The 19125-nt window shown below is 58.4% G+C and carries 13 protein-coding genes; 9 read left to right on the forward strand and 4 right to left on the reverse strand.

Annotated features, from left to right (window positions below; all coding sequences use genetic code 11):
- The first annotated feature begins 5 nt into the window (after positions 1 to 5).
- The 4 genes from IF199_RS16150 to IF199_RS16165 all read left to right on the forward strand — a co-directional run bounded on the left by IF199_RS16150 (position 6) and on the right by IF199_RS16165 (position 4941).
- Positions 6 to 3104 (forward strand): efflux RND transporter permease subunit, encoded by a 3099-nt coding sequence (locus IF199_RS16150; RefSeq protein ID WP_192558082.1) that lies wholly within the window; start codon positions 6 to 8, stop codon positions 3102 to 3104.
- Between the two features lie 126 nt (positions 3105 to 3230).
- Positions 3231 to 3677: a hypothetical protein gene (locus tag IF199_RS16155; protein WP_192558083.1), complete on the forward strand. Its 447-nt coding sequence runs from the start codon at positions 3231 to 3233 to the stop codon at positions 3675 to 3677.
- Complete coding sequence (locus IF199_RS16160; protein WP_192558084.1) at positions 3674 to 4147, forward strand: hypothetical protein; 474 nt, start codon at positions 3674 to 3676, stop codon at positions 4145 to 4147. Before IF199_RS16155 ends, IF199_RS16160 begins: the two co-directional genes overlap by 4 nt.
- 152 nt (positions 4148 to 4299) lie before the next feature.
- The gene (locus IF199_RS16165) at positions 4300 to 4941 is read left to right on the forward strand and encodes a DUF1345 domain-containing protein (RefSeq protein WP_192558085.1); all 642 of its coding nucleotides are present in this window, start codon (positions 4300 to 4302) and stop codon (positions 4939 to 4941) included.
- A gap of 55 nt (positions 4942 to 4996) precedes the next feature.
- Here IF199_RS16165 and IF199_RS16170 read toward each other — a convergent pair whose 3' ends face one another.
- Both IF199_RS16170 and IF199_RS16175 read right to left on the reverse strand, forming a co-directional pair.
- The gene (locus tag IF199_RS16170) at positions 4997 to 7531 is read right to left on the reverse strand and encodes an autotransporter outer membrane beta-barrel domain-containing protein (RefSeq protein ID WP_244142392.1); all 2535 of its coding nucleotides are present in this window, start codon (positions 7529 to 7531) and stop codon (positions 4997 to 4999) included.
- A 256-nt stretch (positions 7532 to 7787) separates the two neighbouring features.
- Entirely contained in the window at positions 7788 to 10718 is a 2931-nt protein-coding gene (locus tag IF199_RS16175) for a hypothetical protein (protein ID WP_192558086.1), read from the reverse strand.
- A gap of 154 nt (positions 10719 to 10872) precedes the next feature.
- Here IF199_RS16175 and IF199_RS16180 point away from each other — a divergent pair, with 154 nt between their 5' ends.
- The 5 genes from IF199_RS16180 to IF199_RS16200 all read left to right on the forward strand — a co-directional run bounded on the left by IF199_RS16180 (position 10873) and on the right by IF199_RS16200 (position 16040).
- Positions 10873 to 11898, forward strand: coding sequence for a LacI family DNA-binding transcriptional regulator (locus IF199_RS16180; protein ID WP_192558087.1), 1026 nt, complete (start codon positions 10873 to 10875; stop codon positions 11896 to 11898).
- Positions 11899 to 11961: 63 nt separating this feature from the next.
- Positions 11962 to 12744 carry a sugar phosphate isomerase/epimerase family protein gene (locus IF199_RS16185; protein WP_192558088.1) on the forward strand — a complete coding sequence of 261 codons (783 nt, stop codon included), beginning with the start codon at positions 11962 to 11964 and terminating at the stop codon, positions 12742 to 12744.
- The gene (locus IF199_RS16190; protein ID WP_192558089.1) at positions 12737 to 13687 is read left to right on the forward strand and encodes a sugar kinase; all 951 of its coding nucleotides are present in this window, start codon (positions 12737 to 12739) and stop codon (positions 13685 to 13687) included. The genes IF199_RS16185 and IF199_RS16190 overlap by 8 nt, the downstream gene beginning before the upstream one ends.
- Positions 13688 to 13751: 64 nt before the next feature.
- On the forward strand, positions 13752 to 15050 hold the full coding sequence (locus IF199_RS16195) for an MFS transporter (protein ID WP_192558090.1): 1299 nt from the start codon (positions 13752 to 13754) through the stop codon (positions 15048 to 15050).
- Between the two features lie 21 nt (positions 15051 to 15071).
- A complete protein-coding gene (locus IF199_RS16200) occupies positions 15072 to 16040 on the forward strand; it encodes a 2-hydroxyacid dehydrogenase (RefSeq protein WP_192558091.1) in 969 nt (322 codons plus the stop codon).
- A gap of 6 nt (positions 16041 to 16046) precedes the next feature.
- Here IF199_RS16200 and IF199_RS16205 read toward each other — a convergent pair whose 3' ends face one another.
- Both IF199_RS16205 and IF199_RS16210 read right to left on the reverse strand, forming a co-directional pair.
- Positions 16047 to 17234 carry a pyridoxal phosphate-dependent aminotransferase gene (locus IF199_RS16205; protein WP_192558092.1) on the reverse strand — a complete coding sequence of 396 codons (1188 nt, stop codon included), beginning with the start codon at positions 17232 to 17234 and terminating at the stop codon, positions 16047 to 16049.
- A 41-nt stretch (positions 17235 to 17275) separates the two neighbouring features.
- Entirely contained in the window at positions 17276 to 18901 is a 1626-nt protein-coding gene (locus IF199_RS16210; RefSeq protein ID WP_192558093.1) for a methyl-accepting chemotaxis protein, read from the reverse strand.
- Between the last annotated feature and the right edge of the window lie 224 nt (positions 18902 to 19125).

Genomic DNA, 19125 nt, shown 5'->3' on the forward strand with positions numbered 1-19125 from the left:
CTTCTATGCCGCAGTTCTTTATCGACCGCCCGGTGTTCGCCTGGGTCGTCGCGTTGTTCATCCTGTTGGCCGGTGCGCTGGCCATCCCGCAATTGCCGGTGGCGCAGTACCCCGACGTCGCGCCGCCGCAGATCGAAATCTATGCCGTGTACCCGGGTGCCTCGGCGCAGACCGTCGACGAGAGCGTGGTCAGCCTGATCGAGGAAGAGCTCAACGGCGCCGATCACCTGCTGTATTTCGAATCGCAAAGCAGCCTCGGCAGCGCCACGATCAAGGCCACTTTCCAGCCAGGCACCAACCCGGAACTGGCGCAGGTTGATGTGCAGAACCGCCTCAAGGTGGTCGAGTCGCGTCTGCCGCAAGCGGTCAACCAGCAAGGCTTGCAGGTGGAGAAAGTCTCCGCCGGTTTCCTGCTGCTGATCACCCTGACTTCCAGCGACGGCAAACTCGACGACGTGGCGCTCAGCGATTACCTGGCGCGCAACGTGATGAATGAGATCAAGCGCATCGACGGCGTCGGCAAGGCCCAGTTGTATGGCGCCGAACGGGCGATGCGGATCTGGGTTGATCCGCAGAAGCTGATCGGTTTCAACCTGACCCCGGCCGATGTCAACGCCGCCATCGTCGCGCAGAACGCTCAGGTGTCGGCGGGCAGCATTGGCGATCTGCCGAACCCGAGCACTCAGGAAATCACCGCGACGATTCTGGTCAAGGGACAACTGTCGACGCCGGAAGAGTTCGCCGACATCGTGCTCAAGGCCAATCCGGACGGCTCCACCGTGCGCATCAAGGATGTGGCGCGGGTCGAGATCGGCAGCCAGGAATACCAGTTCGGCACCCGTCTGAACGGCAAGCCGTCCACCGCCGTCGGTGTGCAACTGGCGCCGGGCGCCAACGCCCTCAGCACCGCCACTTTGATCCGGGCGAAGATGGATGAACTGTCGCGCTACTTCCCGGCGGGCGTGGAATACAAGATCCCCTACGACACTTCGCCGTTCGTGAAGGTCTCGATCACCAAAGTGGTCTACACCCTCGGCGAGGCCATGCTGCTGGTATTTGCGGTGATGTTCCTGTTCCTGCAGAACATCCGCTACACGTTGATCCCGACACTGGTGGTGCCGGTGGCGCTGATGGGCACCTTCGCGACGATGCTGGCGCTGGGTTTCTCGATCAACGTGCTGACCATGTTCGGCATGGTGTTGGCCATCGGCATTCTGGTGGACGACGCCATCGTGGTGGTGGAGAACGTCGAACGGATCATGGCCACCGAAGGCCTGTCACCGAAAGAGGCGACGCGCAAGGCGATGACCCAGATCACCGGGGCGATCATCGGCATCACGCTGGTGCTGGTGGCGGTGTTCATTCCGATGGCGTTCATGCAAGGTTCGGTGGGCGTTATCTATCGCCAGTTCTCGCTGTCGATGGCGACTTCGATCCTGTTCTCGGCATTCCTCGCCCTGACCTTGACCCCGGCGTTGTGCGCAACCTTGCTCAAGCCGATCGCCAAGGGTGAGCATCACGAGAAAACCGGGTTCTTCGGCTGGTTCAACCGCCGCTTCGAGCAACTGACCGATCGCTATCAGGGCTGGGTCGGTTACGCACTGAAACGCACCGGTCGTTATCTGCTGATCTACGTTGTGTTGCTGGTGGGTCTGGGCCTGTGCTTCGCGCGCCTGCCCTCCTCGTTCCTGCCGGTCGAGGATCAGGGTTACACCATCACCGACATTCAACTGCCACCCGGTGCGAGCAAGAACCGCACGGTGCAGGTGGTCGAGCAGATCGAAGCGCACAACGCCGGCGAACCGGGCGTGGGCGACAGCACCGTGATTCTCGGTTTCAGTTTCTCCGGCAGCGGGCAGAACGCCGCACTGGCGTTCACCACGCTCAAGGACTGGTCGCAGCGTGGTCACGACGACTCGGCGAGCTCGATTGCCGACCGCGCCAACATTGCCCTCAGCCAGATCAAGGACGCCGTGGCCTTCGCCGTGCTGCCACCGCCCGTGGATGGTCTGGGTACGTCCAGCGGTTTCGAGTTTCGCTTGCAGGATCGCGGTGGCCTTGGTCATGCGACCTTGATGGAGGCGCGCACCCAGCTGCTGGCCGCCGCCGAGAAAAGCCCGATCCTGATGAACGTGCGTGAAAGCGCGCTGGCCGAAGCACCGCAAGTGCAACTGGAAGTGGACCGCAAGCAGGCCAATGCCCTGGGAGTTTCGTTCGCTGACGTCGGCAACGTGCTGTCCACTGCCATCGGTTCCTCGTACGTCAACGACTTCCCCAATCAGGGGCGGATGCAACGCGTGGTCGTTCAGGCTGAAGGCGATCGCCGCAGTCAGGTCGATGACCTGCTGAGAATGCACGTGCGCAACGACGCCGGAAAAATGGTGCCGCTGTCGGCGTTCGTGAGAGCCACATGGACTCAAGGCCCCGCGCAGCTGACCCGCTACAACGGCTACCCGGCGATCTCGATTTCCGGCGAGCCGAAACCCGGTCACAGCACCGGCGAAGCCATGGCGGAAATCGAACGGCTGGTGGCCCAGGGGCCGAAAGGTCTGGGCCAGGAATGGACCGGTCTGTCGTTGCAGGAACGTTTGTCCGGCAGTCAGGCGCCGATCCTGCTCGGCCTGTCGCTGCTGATCGTGTTCCTGTGTCTGGCGGCGTTGTATGAGAGCTGGTCGATTCCGACTTCCGTGCTGCTGGTGGTACCGCTCGGTGTACTCGGTGCGGTGCTGGCGGTGACTCTGCGCGGGATGCCGAACGATGTGTTCTTCAAGGTCGGGCTGATCACCATCATCGGCCTGTCGGCGAAGAACGCGATCCTGATCATCGAGTTTGCCAAGAGTCTGTATGACGAAGGTCACGATCTGATTGACGCCACGCTGCAAGCGGCACGTCTGCGGTTGCGGCCGATTGTCATGACCTCGCTGGCGTTCATTCTGGGTGTGGTGCCGCTGGCGATTGCCACGGGCGCGAGTTCGGCAAGTCAGCAGGCGATTGGTACCGGGGTGATTGGCGGGATGATTACGGCCACTTTGGCGGTGATATTTGTGCCGGTGTTCTTTGTGGTCGTGGTTAAAGCGGTAGCCCGATGGGCCAGCAAGAAATGAAACTTCGCGATAAGCCGATCGGTTTTTACACCTGTCAAAGTTGACAGGTTCGCCAATGACTCCAAGCCCTTAGGCTAGCTCCTGTCACGTTTGACTTAGCGGTTTGACTTGAATCAGGAGCTACTCATGACGAATGTAAAGGGCAATGCAGATGGCACATTTACAGCCGACACAAGCGATCCCGAACTCCTAAAGTTTGTTGCAGAAGAAATGTTCTACTCAACGGGTAATGGACGCTCCGTGCAAGGGAGAGCCTCATTGCCGGACTGGCCGAATGAACACAGAAACATTTCCCTGACATTCGTGAATGAGGGCGACATCTACAACCAGACCTTCGATTTCGCCGATGCTGATCGCCAGGCGTCAGCCAGCTGGTGGAAAAGTACTTCAGGCTCTGGCGAAGCGCCTTTCTTTGCGCAAAGCGGTAAAGTCACCGTTACCGTGGGCGCCGCCACCGATGAAGCCAAGGCAACATTCAACTTTGTAGCCGTGTCGCAGAACGGAAAAGAGTACGTAACCGTTAAAGGGGAACTTGATCTGGTGCCCAACGACCAAGGGAGTGCCAAGCCATGAGTGCTGCACAACCAATGTCTGAAGGCACTTTGACCGCTGATGTCGATGGTCTGGAGCCGCCGGTAAAGGATAGCTACGCAGCAGAAACAGTCCACCTCACGGCGCAGTACGATGTTCTATTCAAACAACAGGCCTGGACGGCAAGGGGAGAATGGTGGATTGATGGCCCGAGTCGTCCTCGACGGAGTCTGAGTATTGTTCTGAATGTGGCGCAAACCGCCAGTTTGAATACCACCTACGACTTGAATACGGATGTCAGTCTGGTCAGAGCCGTTTTCGTGGAAAGGCTCGCAGTTGGTATCGATCCTTTTTACCCAGCGATTAAAGGGACAGTCACCTTTCTCAGCTTTCCTGCTGCCGGTTCGGAGAAGGGGCAAATTGAAGCCGAATTTGAGTTCTGCGGCCGGAACGGGGATGACCTTCCAAAAAACGTGACGATCTCCAAAGGCAAGGCTCGAATCCACAACTGATCCCGCTCCACACTTTTCCTTCTGAAACAAAAACCTTGAGCTTCTTGTCGATGCTGACAGAGTCTCAAGGTTTTTTGTTTGCAGTCCTCAGCGCCAGCCAGAACCCTCACCCATGCTATGGTTTGCTCGACGCCGTCAACAAAGAGCCGCCCATGCGCTTCCTCGCCCGAACCCACCCTCGCCTCTCCGCCGCCGCCCTGTTCGGCCTTGCCGTCGGCCTGCTGGTACCCGCCGATTCCGTCATCAGTAAAATCCTCATCGGCTGGAATGCCGGGGTCTGGACTTATCTGGCGCTGATGCTCTGGCTTACTGCCCGATCCAAGGCGCCGGACGTCAAGCAGATCGCCGTCATCGAAGACGAAAACGCCGGGCTGGTGCTGTTCGTGGTGTGTATCGCGGCGCTGGCCAGCCTGGCGGCCATCACGATTGAACTGGCCGGCAGCAAGGACCTGGAAACCACCCGCAAACTGCTGCACTACGGCTTTACCGCACTGACGGTCATCGGCTCATGGCTGCTGATCGGGGTGATTTTCTGCGTCCACTACGCCCGGCTGTTTTACACCTGGGACGGCAAGGAGCCGGCGCTGCGCTTTGCCGAGGGTCTGACGACGCCCAACTATTGGGACTTTCTGTACTTCTCGTTCACCATTGGCGTGGCGGTGCAGACCGCGGACGTTGGCGTGGCCACGCGGGAGATACGCAAGATCGTGCTGGCGCAGTCGCTGATCGGTTTCGTATTCAATACGGCGATTCTGGGCTTCTCGATCAACATCGCCGCGGGGCTCTTCGGCTGAGCGCACAAAAAAACGCCCCGGCATCGCTGCACGGGGCGTTTGTTGTTTCAGCACATCAGAAGAAGTAACTGACTCGCAGGCTGCCACTCCAGTCCTGGCTGACGGTGTTGCCCTTGCTGCCGCCAACCTGACCGGAAACCTGCCAGTTGCGCTGCGCCGGTGTCCACTTCAGACCTGCGCCATATTCGACCCCGCTGCTGGCGCGATCGTCATCGAAGCTGTCGTCGTTGATCTTGACCCGGTTGGTTTTGACGAACTCGTGGTTGGCACCCAACGACAGGCTCGGTTCCAGCAGACTGCCGTCATCGAGTGCAATGACACGCCCGCCCCTCACACCGGCGTTGCCCTGAACCGAGCGCATGGTGTCGGCCTTGACCTTGAGACCATTGTCCAGACGATAGCTTTCGCTCTGGGTCGCGCCGGTCGATACCCGGACCTGCGGCTCTACAAACCAGTTGTCCTTCAGACGAATGTGTTTGCCCACTGCTACCGAACCGCTTGCGCCCAGAGCCTTGTAATCACCCTTGGCCTGGGTGCCGTCGCTCATGGTGACCTTGGCCTTGTTGTCGAACTGGTTGACCTTGGCCATGAGGTTGACGAATACACCGCTTTCAACATCGTACGTGCTGCCGTAGACGCCTGCATTCAGACTGTCGACCGTCGCGCTGGAACCGTATTTGAGGTCCACGTTGGTGCGGCTGGCGCCCACGAAACCACCGATAACCCAGGCACGGCCAGCAATGTCCACCGTCGTATCGGCACCACCGGTGATGCCGTTCTGGTTTTGGGTGTAGCCGTCGCCGTAGGCATTTTTGACGTTGTATTGATTGCCATACGTACGCACCCAGACACTGTTGCTCAGTTTTGTGGTGTCACTGTCGTTGGCTGCACGAAGCGAAGCATCGGGTTGGAGGCTCAATCCACGATCACCGATCTGGTCGCTGAGCATGTTCATTTCCGCATTCAATACACTGCGGGCACTGCCGGCCAAAGCCAGGGCGGTGTTGGTCGAGGTGCTGACAGTTTCCTTGTCGGGGTTGAGGTACAGGCCCTGCCCGTCCTGCTTCAGTCGGTAAACGAATGTACCGGCATCCACCGTGTCTTTATTGGCCAGAGTAAAAGCAGCGGTGCCAGCGGCAATATTGCCGACTTTCACCGGTTCTGCGGTAACAGGCGTCGTTCCGGTGGCAGAGACCAGCAATTGATGCTGACCACTTGCAGAGCCGGTCACGTTCAGGAAGTCAGTACTGCCAGTCCCGAGATCGGTGCCCATCACGAAGGTGCCTTTACCTGTGAGATTGCCGATATTCAACTGCTGGAACTGCTCGTTGGTGCCCATTTGCACGACACCGTTATCCATGCCCAATTGCTGCACGGTGCTGTCACGAGTCATGACCCACCGCGCAGCATTGTTGATGGTCAGGTTACCCGAGTTGTTGATCTCGCCCGTGAGCACCGAACCGTTGTCCAGCAGCACGCTGCCGTTGGTATCGCTGGTGACGTTACCGGTCAGCGAGCTGCCATTGTTCAGCGAAAGGCTGGCGACATTATCGACGTTGCCGTTGATGACCGACCCGTTGTCCAGGCTGACAGTGGCCGCTGTTCCCGCGACGGCTTCTACGTTGCCGTTCAAGGTAGCGCCAGTGTCGAATCGGGACTGGGTGACGTTCTGCAGATTGCCGTCGAGCGTGGCGCCGTTCTGCATCAGCAGTGCAACCGTACTGCCGGTCTCGGCAATCACATCGCCGGTCAGGGTACTGCCATCGACATTGAAGTTGGCGGTGGAGCGGTTGATTGCCTTCAACAACGAGCCATTGCCGCCGACCAGTTCGGAATTGCCACTGACATTGATGTTGGCGACAGTTCCGGCGCTGCCGGAGGAGCCCAGCACGATGGCCGACCCTGTGCCGCCGGTCACGCGGGTATTGTTGAGTGTCACGGTGCTGGCATTGACGCCTACCGTGTCGGTCACGATTTGCAAACCGTCCTGTGCGCCGGTAATCGTGCTGCCCGTCGCTGCAAGCGTTGCGCCGCCCAGTTGCACACCGTAACTGGTGGCGCCTGTGCCGACGACAGTGGAGTCTGTAAGGTTCAGCACGGCAAAACCTACCGCTTGTACGCCGCCGATCAGGCCTGTGATGACGCTGTTACCCGTCACGGTGGCAGAAGAGGATGCAGGGGTGCTGATGTTACGTCCCAGCAGAAGCCCGAAACTGTTGGTGCTGGTGATCGTCGAGTTGTCGATCGTTGCGTTGCTGTCGATCAGCTGAATCGCGCCTCGGCCCGTCGCGCTGTTCACCGTAGCGCCGGCCATCTTCAACGAGGACGTATTGGCATCGATTCGCTGGCTCTGGCCACCGTTGAAAACGACATTGGCATTTTGTGAGCTGATGGTCAGCGCGATTGCGTTGTCGATGGTCAGTGTTCCCCCTTGTGACACTACCCAAAAATCCGGCGCTGGAGGATTGGTCACCACCGCACTATCACCTGCGGGAAGAACTCCACTGTACGCCTCGGGCGCGACGATCAAGGTCGCCGCCACCATCATTTTGATGGTCTTCGGGTGTTTGGAAAGAAAAAAAATGGACATGGGTCGTTCCTCAAACCTGCACGATTACAGAAGCTGTTTTTTGGCAGTGTTGAAAACTCCCACCCAAAAAACGTCCGACAGCCTAATGAGAAAACCGAATGTTTAATGTAGGAATAGTCCTTATATGCACGGCGATTTGTCCGTCCGGAGCGCAGGCATCTTCGATATCTCCCTCCTTGATAGTGGAAAAAAGTCGCGAGAGAGACAGTCGAGCCCCCCTCGCGACGCAAACAAGTTCAGCACATTGATATCAACCCTAGACTGGGGCTAGTGCCAGATCGCAATACTGGAAGCTGTTATTGATAGTATCCAAAGGTTTGATGACCGGAATTGATGATTGCAGGCCATTCTGGGCTGTAATCCAGTATTTACCCCATGCAACCGCCCCTCGCCTCGGTTGTGCTGCCTTGAAGTTAGCGGCAGTACCAACGCCTGCAACGTCAGGTATGTTGGGGGCCTGGATGGTGTAAGTTGCCGAGGCAGCCGTACCGGGAATCAACGCAGTACCCGTTGCATTTGAATGCGCTTCAAAGTGTGCCGTGATAACCGTAGCCGGCGGCAGTAGTGCGGTCTTCGCGATCTGCAGTCCCAGTACATAACCACTGGTAGGACTAGTCATCCCATAGCACTCGATATAGTCGCGCACCGCAGGATTACGAATTCTGATTGTAGGATCCGGCAGAACAATCGGAATTTGATTGACGATCACTGTCTTCGGCAAGGATTTATTGACGTTCTTGCCTAACCCGGTTATCTCGATAGTGTAGCGAGCCGTATCGCTAGGAGGTTTCAATTTGGCCATCTCGTTTGCCGGGATCGGAACAGAGAAACCCTGCACAGCCACGAGCGGACTATAGGTAGCAAAAGGAACTGTCGCGGCACCCAAGTAACACTTGACCTCATGCTCCGGCAAAATATCCGGATCGGTAAGAGCGTTCGTCACCGTGAATGTGCCTGGTTTGGTCCGATCATCAGCCGAAACAACGTCTGGAACATTGGAAGCCCCCGTTACAACCGGAAGTTGGAGATCCGGATTGTCCAGTTCCGGCGGGTTGACAGGAATTACACCAGCGATACGCGAGTCAAAAGTAACGGTGGCAGTCGGTGACTCTGCATCAGGCGAAAGTCCGGTACGCACTATTACGGATTTGATCTCGATGTCCACGGGGTTATCGGCATCAGCAAACAGCGGATAAAGATCTTTGAAACCAATATCAAAACTCAAATTAGCGTTAGCCCATGCTTGTTTGGCAGTCTCAAAAAAAACAGTCACATCGAGGGCTTTAGTGAACACCAAATAAACTTCATCCCCCGTCACCGCATTCAGGATACTTGAGTTTTCGACAATAGCCGCAAGCGGGATCGGGGCCGGAGGCGAAGCCGTGTTTAGAAAGTCCTCCCAATAAAGCGTAGTGGCGTAATTTGGATCGGTTTTTGGCACCAATGGGGCTTTAATGATCGATGGCGCTACGGGTAGTGCCAATGTCAGAAGGCCAACAGACGCAGACTTTTCACCTTCGTTACCGAGCCAGTCTTCCCACCGATAGACCACATTGACGCGACCATTCGGAAATTGAAGCAACTCAGTGCTATCAATATCCAATGCACCAGTAGCAGGGACTGCGGCATCCCATACCAACACTTCCAGCGCGCCGGAGATAAACCAGACCTTCAAAATATCATCGAGACGACGCCACAAGTAAGTGGTATTCACCGTGAGATTAATGTTCGAATTATTTTCGATCCAGGTTTTGTCAATAGTCCGCAGCGGAAGCGGAGTGCCATTGACAAAGACTGGAGCGGGTGTTGGCTTGATTTTTTTGACTGGATTTTTGGTATTGACCGGTGCAGTTTGGTCAGAAATGAACTCAATGGGTGGATCGGATGGATCCGCGTTACCGCCATCGGCTTTGTAAAGGTCAAGTCTGAACTCCCATACAGTCGGTCCAGGTGACGTAACTTTTTCCGCAAAAAGCTTTGCATCGAAAGGCAACGGGATAGTTGTAGGAGGACGGTTCGCAATCGGGCCAAGCTCAATTTTATCCGGATAATCAATCCAGGTCAGTTCGCCTTTTTCACGGTACTGAACTTCAATAGAATCTTTATCATCCTCATCATCTGTACGAGTGAAATTGAAATTTATGATGCCGGATTCCATCACAGACTTCGCAATAAAACCACCTGCCAGCGTATCAACTGTGACTTCTGAAAAAACCCCACCGCCTGATGAAGTAGAAGCTGGCCGTGGTGTTTTAGGTACAAATTTAATTCCCATTTCTTTATCTCCTTGCGCGTTCAGGCCGGAAGGGCCAGGTTTTCCAGGTGTTACTCGATCGATTTTCACCAATCCTTTTTCTGATTCAGCAATGAGTTTGCCGCCACGAAACACCTCACAGACGAAAACAGCTGAATCATCATCAATTAACGAACTTATATGGTTAATAAACGGCACTACATGATTAAAGCCATTTGTTATATCTGTATTGAAAAGCGGTTTTTCCCAGCGACCATAAGCTTCTGTTACCTCAGGACCACTTCCGTTGAGGCTCCGGTATCCCCTCCAGAAAATCACTGCGACATCTCCGGGCAAAGCGATGTTAATCAAGGAAGGAACTTTGAGAGTGCCGCCACTTGTTAATGGAGGGTTCGTATTGTTATTCCAATACCCCCAGAGTGTTGCGCCCACCGCCACAAGTTCCGGAAAGGTTAAAAGAGGCGTGTGGTCGATAGTTAGTTGTCGATCTGGCGAGTGATCGTCGTTACCGCCATCCCCTTTCCAGAGTACGTAATAGAGAAACATATTACCGTCGACTGCCAAATGAGTTGGCGTCAGGTCGAAGTACAACTCCTTAACCGTCAAGGGTGTCGGGTATTGAACGTTATAAATAGTTTCCTCTACACCATTCTGACGCTTGATCACCCACAGTCGATCATTAGGCAGTGGATCCAGCCAATACGGAATTACAATTCGAGTCCCGGTTTTCAAAATCTCGCGAGGAACATGACCGGCCAGATCGCTATCGTCGACCCCTTCAACTGAAAGCGGTTGCGCCAGTACACCTATAGGCGTCTTAGCGATTTGATTAGTGGGTGTTGAAGTCATTTTTCCATCACCGATTGATACGAGACTCTTGAAAAACCCAGGCACTTTCTTTCGCTGTTCTGTCGGGAAAATTAGGCGCTCCAACAGAGAGTTTTCCTACTGTCAGATCTGACAGGTATTGCTACCGTCTGTCGGACTTATCCGGCTCCTACCCCGCTACGCAAAACATCTTCACTTGACGCCACTAAAGAGTTTGGTGTCTCCTGAAACCGGTTTCAGACAATAAGAAGACCCAACCGTGAACGATTTCTCCGCCGCCCAGCGCAGCCGCGTCACCATGCTCGACGTCGCCGAACACGCTGGCGTGTCCAAGGCCAGCGTCTCGCGTTTTATCGGCGATGACCGCGCCCTGCTCTCCGATGCCATCGCCCAGCGCATCGAGCAGGCAATTGCCGAACTCGGCTATCGCCCCAATCAAATGGCCCGTGGCCTGAAACGTGGCCGCACTCGCCTGATCGGCATGCTGGTGGCCGATATCCGCAACCCTTATTCGATTGCCGTGATGCACGGGGTGGAAACCGCCTGCCGTCGGCACGGTTACAGCCTGGTGGTGTGCAACACCGATCGCGATGACGAGCAGGAACGTCAGCACCTGGCGCTGCTGCGCTCGTACAACATCGAAGGGCTGATCGTGAACACCCTCGGCCATCACCGGGATGAGCTGGATGAGTTGAAACGGGAAATGCCGCTGGTACTGGTGGATCGCAAGGTCGATGGACTGGACAGCGACATGGTCGGGTTGAACAACCCGCAAGCCATCGAAATGGCGCTGGAGCATCTTCAGCAGCGTGGCTATCGCGATGTGCTGCTGGTGACTGAACCCTATGACGGCACCAGTTCAAGGATCGAGCGGGTCAGCAGTTTTCAGCAGCAGATTGGCCAGCGCGAAGACATGCGTGGCACGGTGCTGGAAACAGGCCCAAGCCTGGCGAACGATCTTCAAACCTTTTTGAACACACCTGATAACGGCCCGAAAGCCCTGTTCTGCGCCAATGGCGTGGCGGCGCTGGCCTGCACCCTGGCCTTGCGGGAGATTGGCTGCCGGTTGTTCGAGGATGTCGGATTGATTGCGCTGGATGATCTGGATTGGTATCCGCTGGTAGGCAGCGGGATCACCGCCCTCGCCCAGCCAACTGCTGAAATGGGTGCTCAGGCATTTGAATGCCTGCTCAAGCGCTTGCGTGGAGAGGATGGGGCTGCGCGAACCCTGGATTTTGCACCGGTGCTGATTGAGCGCGGCTCGACGCGCGGAATAGCGGAATAAGGCCCTACGGGGCCACCAAATTTTTTTGAACAAAAATGAAACCGGTTTCAGAGGTAGATAACAATGAATAAACCTGACGTTTCCATCAGTCTTTCCAGCTACGGCGCTGATCTCGTCCGACGCCATGGCCAGGCTTCGTTCATCGAAGTGCTGGCCGCTGCGGGCGCCAATCGCATCGAATGGCGCGAAGAGCTGCTGACCAACGAAGTCCCCGAACAGCTCGCCGCCGCAACACAAGCCGAAGGCCTGCAAAGCATCTACTCCTCGCCCACCGAACTGTGGCTGGCCGGTCAGTCGCGGCCCAATCCCGAACTGATCACCGCGCTGCAAAACGCCGAAGCGTTCGGTTCGAAGTGGCTGAAAGTGTCGCTGGGCTTCTTCACCGACAACAACGATCTGCAGACGCTGGCGCAAATCCTTGCGCCAAGTCCGGTGCAACTGCTGGTGGAGAACGATCAGACCTTGCATGGCGGTCGCATCGAACCGTTCCAGCGCTTCTTCGCCGCCGTCGAGCAACACAACCTGCCGATCAAAATGACCTTCGATATCGGCAACTGGCAGTGGCAAGATCAGTCCGCCAGCAGCGCCGCACGCTTGCTGGGCCGTCACGTCGGCTATGTGCATTGCAAAGCCGTGGCCCGCCGTGCCGACGGCAAACTGGTAGCGGTGCCTCCGGCCGCCACTGACCTGCATCTGTGGGAACAACTGCTGCGGCACATGGCCCAAGGCGTTATGCGCGCCGCCGAATACCCGTTGCAGGGCGAAGACCTGGTGCAACTCACCACCGAACACGTGGCCGCCCTCGCCCGCCTCGGCCAATCCCGCCTGGAGCCTGCCCATGTCTGAGATCGATATCCTGTCGTTCGGCGAAACCATGGCCATGTTTGTCGCCGAACAGAACGGCGATCTGGCCTGCGTCGACCAGTTTCACAAACGGATTGCCGGGGCCGACAGCAATGTGGCCATCGGCTTGTCTCGACTGGGTTTCAACGTTGCGTGGCTGAGCCGGGTCGGTGCCGATTCGCTGGGTCGCTTCGTGGTCGAAACCCTGCACGGAGAGGGTCTGGATTGTAGCCACGTTGAAGTCGATCCAGCACACCCGACCGGTTTTCAGCTCAAGTCGCGCAACGATGACGGCAGCGATCCGACGGTCGAGTATTTCCGTCGCGGCTCGGCGGCCAGTCATCTGTCGCCGCAATCGATCACCTCGACTCTATTAAGTGCCCGGCATCTGCACGCCACCGGCATTCCGCCCGCGCTGTCCGTATCAGCCCGGGAAATGTCCCATGAACTGATGACCCGCATGCGCAACGCCGGGCGCAGCGTGTCGTTCGACCCGAACCTGCGCCCGAGCCTGTGGGCCAGCGAACGGGAGATGATCACCGAAATCAACCGCCTCGCCGCCCTCGCCCACTGGGTGTTGCCGGGGTTGAGCGAAGGCCGGTTGCTGACCGGGTTTGAGGACCCGGCGGACATTGCGGCGTTTTATCTCGATCAGGGTGCCGAAGCCGTGGCAATCAAGCTCGGGCCGCAGGGCGCGTATTACCGCACGCATCTGGATCAAGGGTTTGTCGCCGGGGTGCCGGTTGAAACTGTGGTCGATACGGTCGGTGCCGGCGATGGATTTGCGGTGGGGATGATCAGCGCCCTGCTGGAGCACCTGAGTTTTCCCGAAGCCGTCAGACGCGCCAACTGGATTGGCAGCCGGGCGGTGCAGAGCCGTGGCGACATGGAGGGTTTGCCGACGCGATCCGAACTCACCGCTGATCGTTCCCACGCTGCGGCGTGAGCACAGGCACCAACCAATCTATTGAACCTGCTGCGACAAAAACAACAAGCTCAGGAGCAAGACCATGAAAACCGCAACCCTCGCCACCCGCCGCTGGTGGTACATCATGCCGATCGTGTTCATCACCTACAGCCTGGCGTACCTCGACCGCGCCAATTACGGTTTCGCCGCCGCGTCCGGAATGGCTGCCGACCTGATGATCACCCCGGGCCTGTCCTCGCTGCTCGGCGCGCTGTTCTTCCTCGGTTACTTTTTCTTCCAGGTGCCCGGCGCGATCTACGCGCAAAAGCACAGCGTGAAGAAACTGATCTTCGTCAGCCTGATCCTCTGGGGCGGGCTCGCCACGCTGACCGGCGTGGTCTCCAACGCCTATTGGCTGATCGTCATCCGCTTCATGCTCGGCGTGGTCGAAGCGGCGGTGATGCCGGCGATGCTGGTGTACCTGTGCCACTGGTTCACCCGCGCCGAACGCTCGCGGGCCAACACGTTTCTGATCCTCGGCAACCCGGTGACCATGCTGTGGATGTCGGTGGTTTCAGGGTATCTGGTGCAGCATTTCAGCTGGCGCTGGATGTTCATCATCGAAGGGTTGCCGGCGGTGCTTTGGGCATTCATCTGGTGGAAGCTGGCCGATGATCGTCCGGCCCAGGCCAAGTGGCTCAGCGACCAGGAAAAGCACGATCTGGAAAGCGCTCTCGCCGCCGAACAGGTCGGGATCAAAGCCGTAAAAAATTACGCCGAAGCCTTCCGCTCGCCGAAGGTGATCATCCTGGCGCTGCAATTTTTCTGCTGGAGCATTGGCGTTTACGGCTTTGTGCTGTGGTTGCCTTCGATCCTCAAGGCCGGTGCGCAGATGGACATGATCGAGGCCGGCTGGCTGTCGGCGTTGCCCTATCTGGCGGCGGTAATCGGCATGCTGCTGGTGTCGTGGGGCTCGGACAAACTGCAAAAGCGCAAACGTTTCGTCTGGCCGCCGCTGCTGATTGCCTCGGTGGCGTTCTACGGCTCCTACGCCCTCGGTGCTGAGCATTTCTGGTGGTCGTACACGCTGCTGGTGATTGCCGGCGCCTGCATGTACGCGCCCTACGGGCCGTTCTTCGCCATCGTGCCGGAGATCCTGCCAGCCAACGTTGCCGGTGGTGCCATGGCGCTGATCAACAGCATGGGCGCCCTCGGCTCGTTTGGCGGCTCGTATCTGGTCGGCTACCTGAACAGCTCCACCGGTTCGCCAGGCGCCTCGTATCTGCTGATGAGCGGCGCGTTGATGCTCTCGGTGGTACTGACGATTTTCCTCAAGCCCGGCGCCAGCGACCGGGTGACGGCCAAGCGAGTCGCACCGCGCCCGCTGCCGGCCCATTCCTGAATTGACAGAGAGATGACTGCGATGAAAAAGCAGGTTGTGTTGTACAAGAAACTTTCGCCTTCTCTGATGGCGCAACTTCAGGAGCAAGTCGATGTAACGCTGATCGAAAGCCTCGACGCCGACGGCCTGATGAAACTGCGCGACGCCCTGCCCGCCGCCCACGGTCTGCTTGGCGCGAGCCTGAAACTGGACGCGGCCCTGCTCGATCTGGCGCCACAACTCGAAGCGATTTCCAGCGTTTCGGTGGGCGTCGACAACTACGACATCGACTACCTGACCCGCCGCAAGGTCATGCTGACAAACACCCCGGACGTGCTCACCGAAACCACCGCCGACACCGGTTTCGCGCTAGTCCTGGCCACCGCCCGGCGGGTGGTGGAACTGGCGAACATGGTGCGCGGTGGTCACTGGCATCGCAGCATCGGCCCGGCGCATTTCGGTACCGATGTGCACGGCAAGACGCTGGGCATCATCGGCATGGGCCGGATCGGCGAGGCGTTGGCGCAGCGTGGGCATTTCGGATTTGGCATGCCGGTGATCTATCACAGTCAGTCGCGCAAACCGGCGGTTGAAGCGCGGTTCGATGCGCAGTACCGCAGCCTGGAGGATCTGTTGCAGCAGGCGGACTTCATCTGCCTGACGTTGCCGCTGACTGCACAGACAGAAGGCTTGATCGGCGCCGAACAGTTCGCGTTGATGCGCCCGGAAAGCATCTTCATCAACATTTCCCGGGGCAAGGTGGTGGACGAAGCCGCGATGATCGAAGCGCTGCGGCATAACCGGATTCGCGCGGCGGGGCTGGATGTGTTTGAACGCGAGCCGCTAAATCACGATTCGCCGTTATTGCAGTTGAACAACGTCGTGGCAACGCCGCACATGGGCTCGGCAACCCACGAAACGCGCGAAGCCATGGCGCGGTGTGCGGTGGAGAATCTGTTGGCGGCGTTGGCGGGTGAAAGGCCCGCCAACCTGGTGAATCCCCCGCGCTGATCGAGGTCAGGCGCTGCGCACTTGCAAAAGTTGCGCAGCGCACAAGGCAATCCTTGAACACGCATCCGCCAGTTTCACCCGATCCACCACCAGCCCGATGCGAATATGCCCCGCCGCACTCGGCCCGAACGCCTCACCGGCCAGCACAGAAACCCCATACCCCTCCAGTAATTGCTCGGCAAAGTCCTGCGCGCCGATCCCGGTCTGGCGCACATCGACCATCACGAACATCCCGCCATCCGGCTTGATCGGGTACAACCCCGGACAGCCGCGCAACCGTTCGCACACCAGATCCCGGCGCAAACGGTATTCCTCGCGCATCTGCGTCACTTCCGGCAGATCTTTCTCCAGCGCCACTTGCGCCGCTTTCTGCACAAAGTCCGGCAGACCGAACAGCATGCTCAGCGACAGATTCACCAGATGTTCGGCCAAGGGTTTCGGTCCGATCATCCAGCCGATGCGCCACCCGGTCATCGCGTGGGATTTGGACAGGCTGTTGATGGTCGCGGTGCGCTCGGCCATGCCCGGCAGGCTCGCCGGGCTGACGTGTTCACCTTCGTATAACAATTCGCTGTAGACCTCATCGCTGATCAGCCACAGGTCATGACGAATGCACAGCGCCGCCAGCTCCTGCCAGATCAACAGCGACAGACTGGCGCCGGAAGGGTTGTTGGGACTGTTGAGCAGCATGGCTCGGGTCCTGGGGGTGATCCGCGCCGAGACATCCGCCGGGTCGACTCGAAAGCCGTTTTCCGGACGAACCGGCACTGGCACCACGGTCGCGCCGCAAGCGCCAAACACGCCTTCGTAGGTGACATACATGGGTTCGGCGACGATGACTTCATCGCCCGGATCGAGCAGACACTGCGCCACCGAATACACCGCGCATTGCGCGCCGGGCAGCACGATCACATGGTCGGCATCAACGTCCTGACCGCTGCTGCGCCGATGGCGCTCGGCGATTCGCTTGCGCAGCTCCAGCCGGCCGCGCACTTCGGAATAATGGGTATCGCCTGCCAACAGGCTGTCGATGGCGCCGTGGATGATCGGCAGCGGCGTATCGAAATCCGGATCACCCACAGACAGCAGCAAGACATCAATGCCCCCGGCGCGCAGCTCCAGCGCTCGGTCGTGAATCCGCCAGGCCGCTGCTCCCTCCCCGGCGATTCGTTGGGTCAAGGCTGAATAGCGCATGTACGTCTCCTGATTGCGCGGTCTCCAGCCTTCACCCTAGGTCAAATCACAAACCGCGCCACCATCGCATTCAAATCCACCGCCAGGCGCGACAGTTCGTGAGTCGCGGCGCTGGTCTGGTTGGCGCCGGCGGCCGATTGGGTGGCCAGGTCGCGGATGTTGACCAGGTTGCGGTCGACTTCACGGGACACCTGCGCCTGCTCTTCCGAGGCACTGGCGATCACCAGGTTGCGCTCGTTGATCTGATTGATCGACTGGGTGATCTGCTCCAGCGCGACGCCAGCGGCGCGGGCCATTTCAAGAGTGGACTGGGTGCGCTGGTTGCTTTGCTGCATCGACTCGACCGCTTCGCCGGTGCCGTTCTGGATGCCGGCGACCATTTTTTCGATTTCCTGGGTCGATTGCGCGGTGCGATGGGCCAGTGCGCGAACCTCGTCCGCCACCACGGCGAACCCGCGTCCGGCTTCACCGGCACGGGCTGCTTCGATGGCGGCGTTGAGCGCCAGCAGGTTGGTCTGTTCGGCGATGGCGCGGATCACGTCCAGCACCTTGCCGATGTCGCGGCCCTGAGCCGCCAGGCCTTCGATCATTTGCGCGGTGTTCTGCACGTCGTGGGTCATGGTCTGGATCGCGTCGACGGTTTTCACCACCTGGTCGCGACCTTCGCGGGCGGCGTGGGTCGACTGGTTCGACGCTTCGGAGGTCGACACCGCGTTGCGTGCGACCTCTTCCACCGCTGCGGTCATTTCGTTGACGGCGGTGGCGGCCTGTTCGATTTCGTCGTTCTGCTGTTGCAGGCCACGGGACGCTTCTTCGGTCACGGCGCTGAGTTCTTCGGCAGCGGCGCCCAGTTGCGTGGCGGAACCGGCAATCTGTTCGATGGTTTTACGCAGGTTGGCCTGCATCGCGGCCAGGGCTTCAAGCAGTCGTGCCGGTTCGTCCTTGCCGTCGATTTCGATGGCTTTGGTCAAGTTGCCACCGGCGATGGTTTGCGCGGCAGCGACGGCACGGTTCAACGGGGTGACGATGCTGCGGGTCAGCAGCCAGGCCAACAACACCGTGGCAAATGCCGCGAAGACCGCCACGATGACAATGCCGGTGATCGCGCTGTCGTAGTGTTCACCGGCCTGAATGGACGCGTCCTTGGCACCGGCGGCATTGATCGCAATCAGTTTGTTGAGCTGCTCGCCCATCTGGTCGGTGCCGTCCTTGATCTTCGTGTTGATCAGGGTGCGCATGTCCTCGACCTTGTCCTGACGCGACAAGTCCATCATCTGGTTCTGGGCTTGCAGGTAGTTGTCCAGGGTCGTCGCGAAAGCCTGGTATTGCGCGCGCTCTTCACTCTCGGCCGGCAATGCGGCGTAGGCGGCCTGAGCGCTGCGTACCTTGTCCACCAGCACGCCGATGCGAGTCTGTGCTTCTTGCAGGCCGGCAGCGTCACGGTTGACCAGAATGCGGAACGACAGGATCCGCAGGCGCAAGACGTTTTCCGTCACCACGCCAAGGTAAGTGACGCTGGGCAACTGATTGGTCTGCATTTCGACAGAGGCCTGGCGGATGACCGACATGCGGTTGACGGCGAACACGCCGAGCACGATCACCAGCAGGGCAATAAAGGCAAAACCGAGGAAGGCACGGGGCGCGATATTCAGATTACGCAAGGACATAGGAAGGCTCTCGGAAAGTCGAAGCTAAGAGCATCCATGCCGTAATCACTGGCCCGCGAGGGCGGGCTTCAGTCCGGCGTCACTGTTTGTGGAAGTCTTGTGTGCGCCTGATCTTTATATCGGCCACCCTTGAGGAATTTTGCAGGTAAAGAACAAATATTTTTCAAATTATTGCGAGTGTTTCGCTATTGAAACACCCGACGTTTTAGATGATGGGTGACAGG

This window comes from Pseudomonas allokribbensis, from assembly GCF_014863605.1.
Classification (GTDB): Bacteria; Pseudomonadota; Gammaproteobacteria; order Pseudomonadales; family Pseudomonadaceae; genus Aquipseudomonas; species Aquipseudomonas allokribbensis.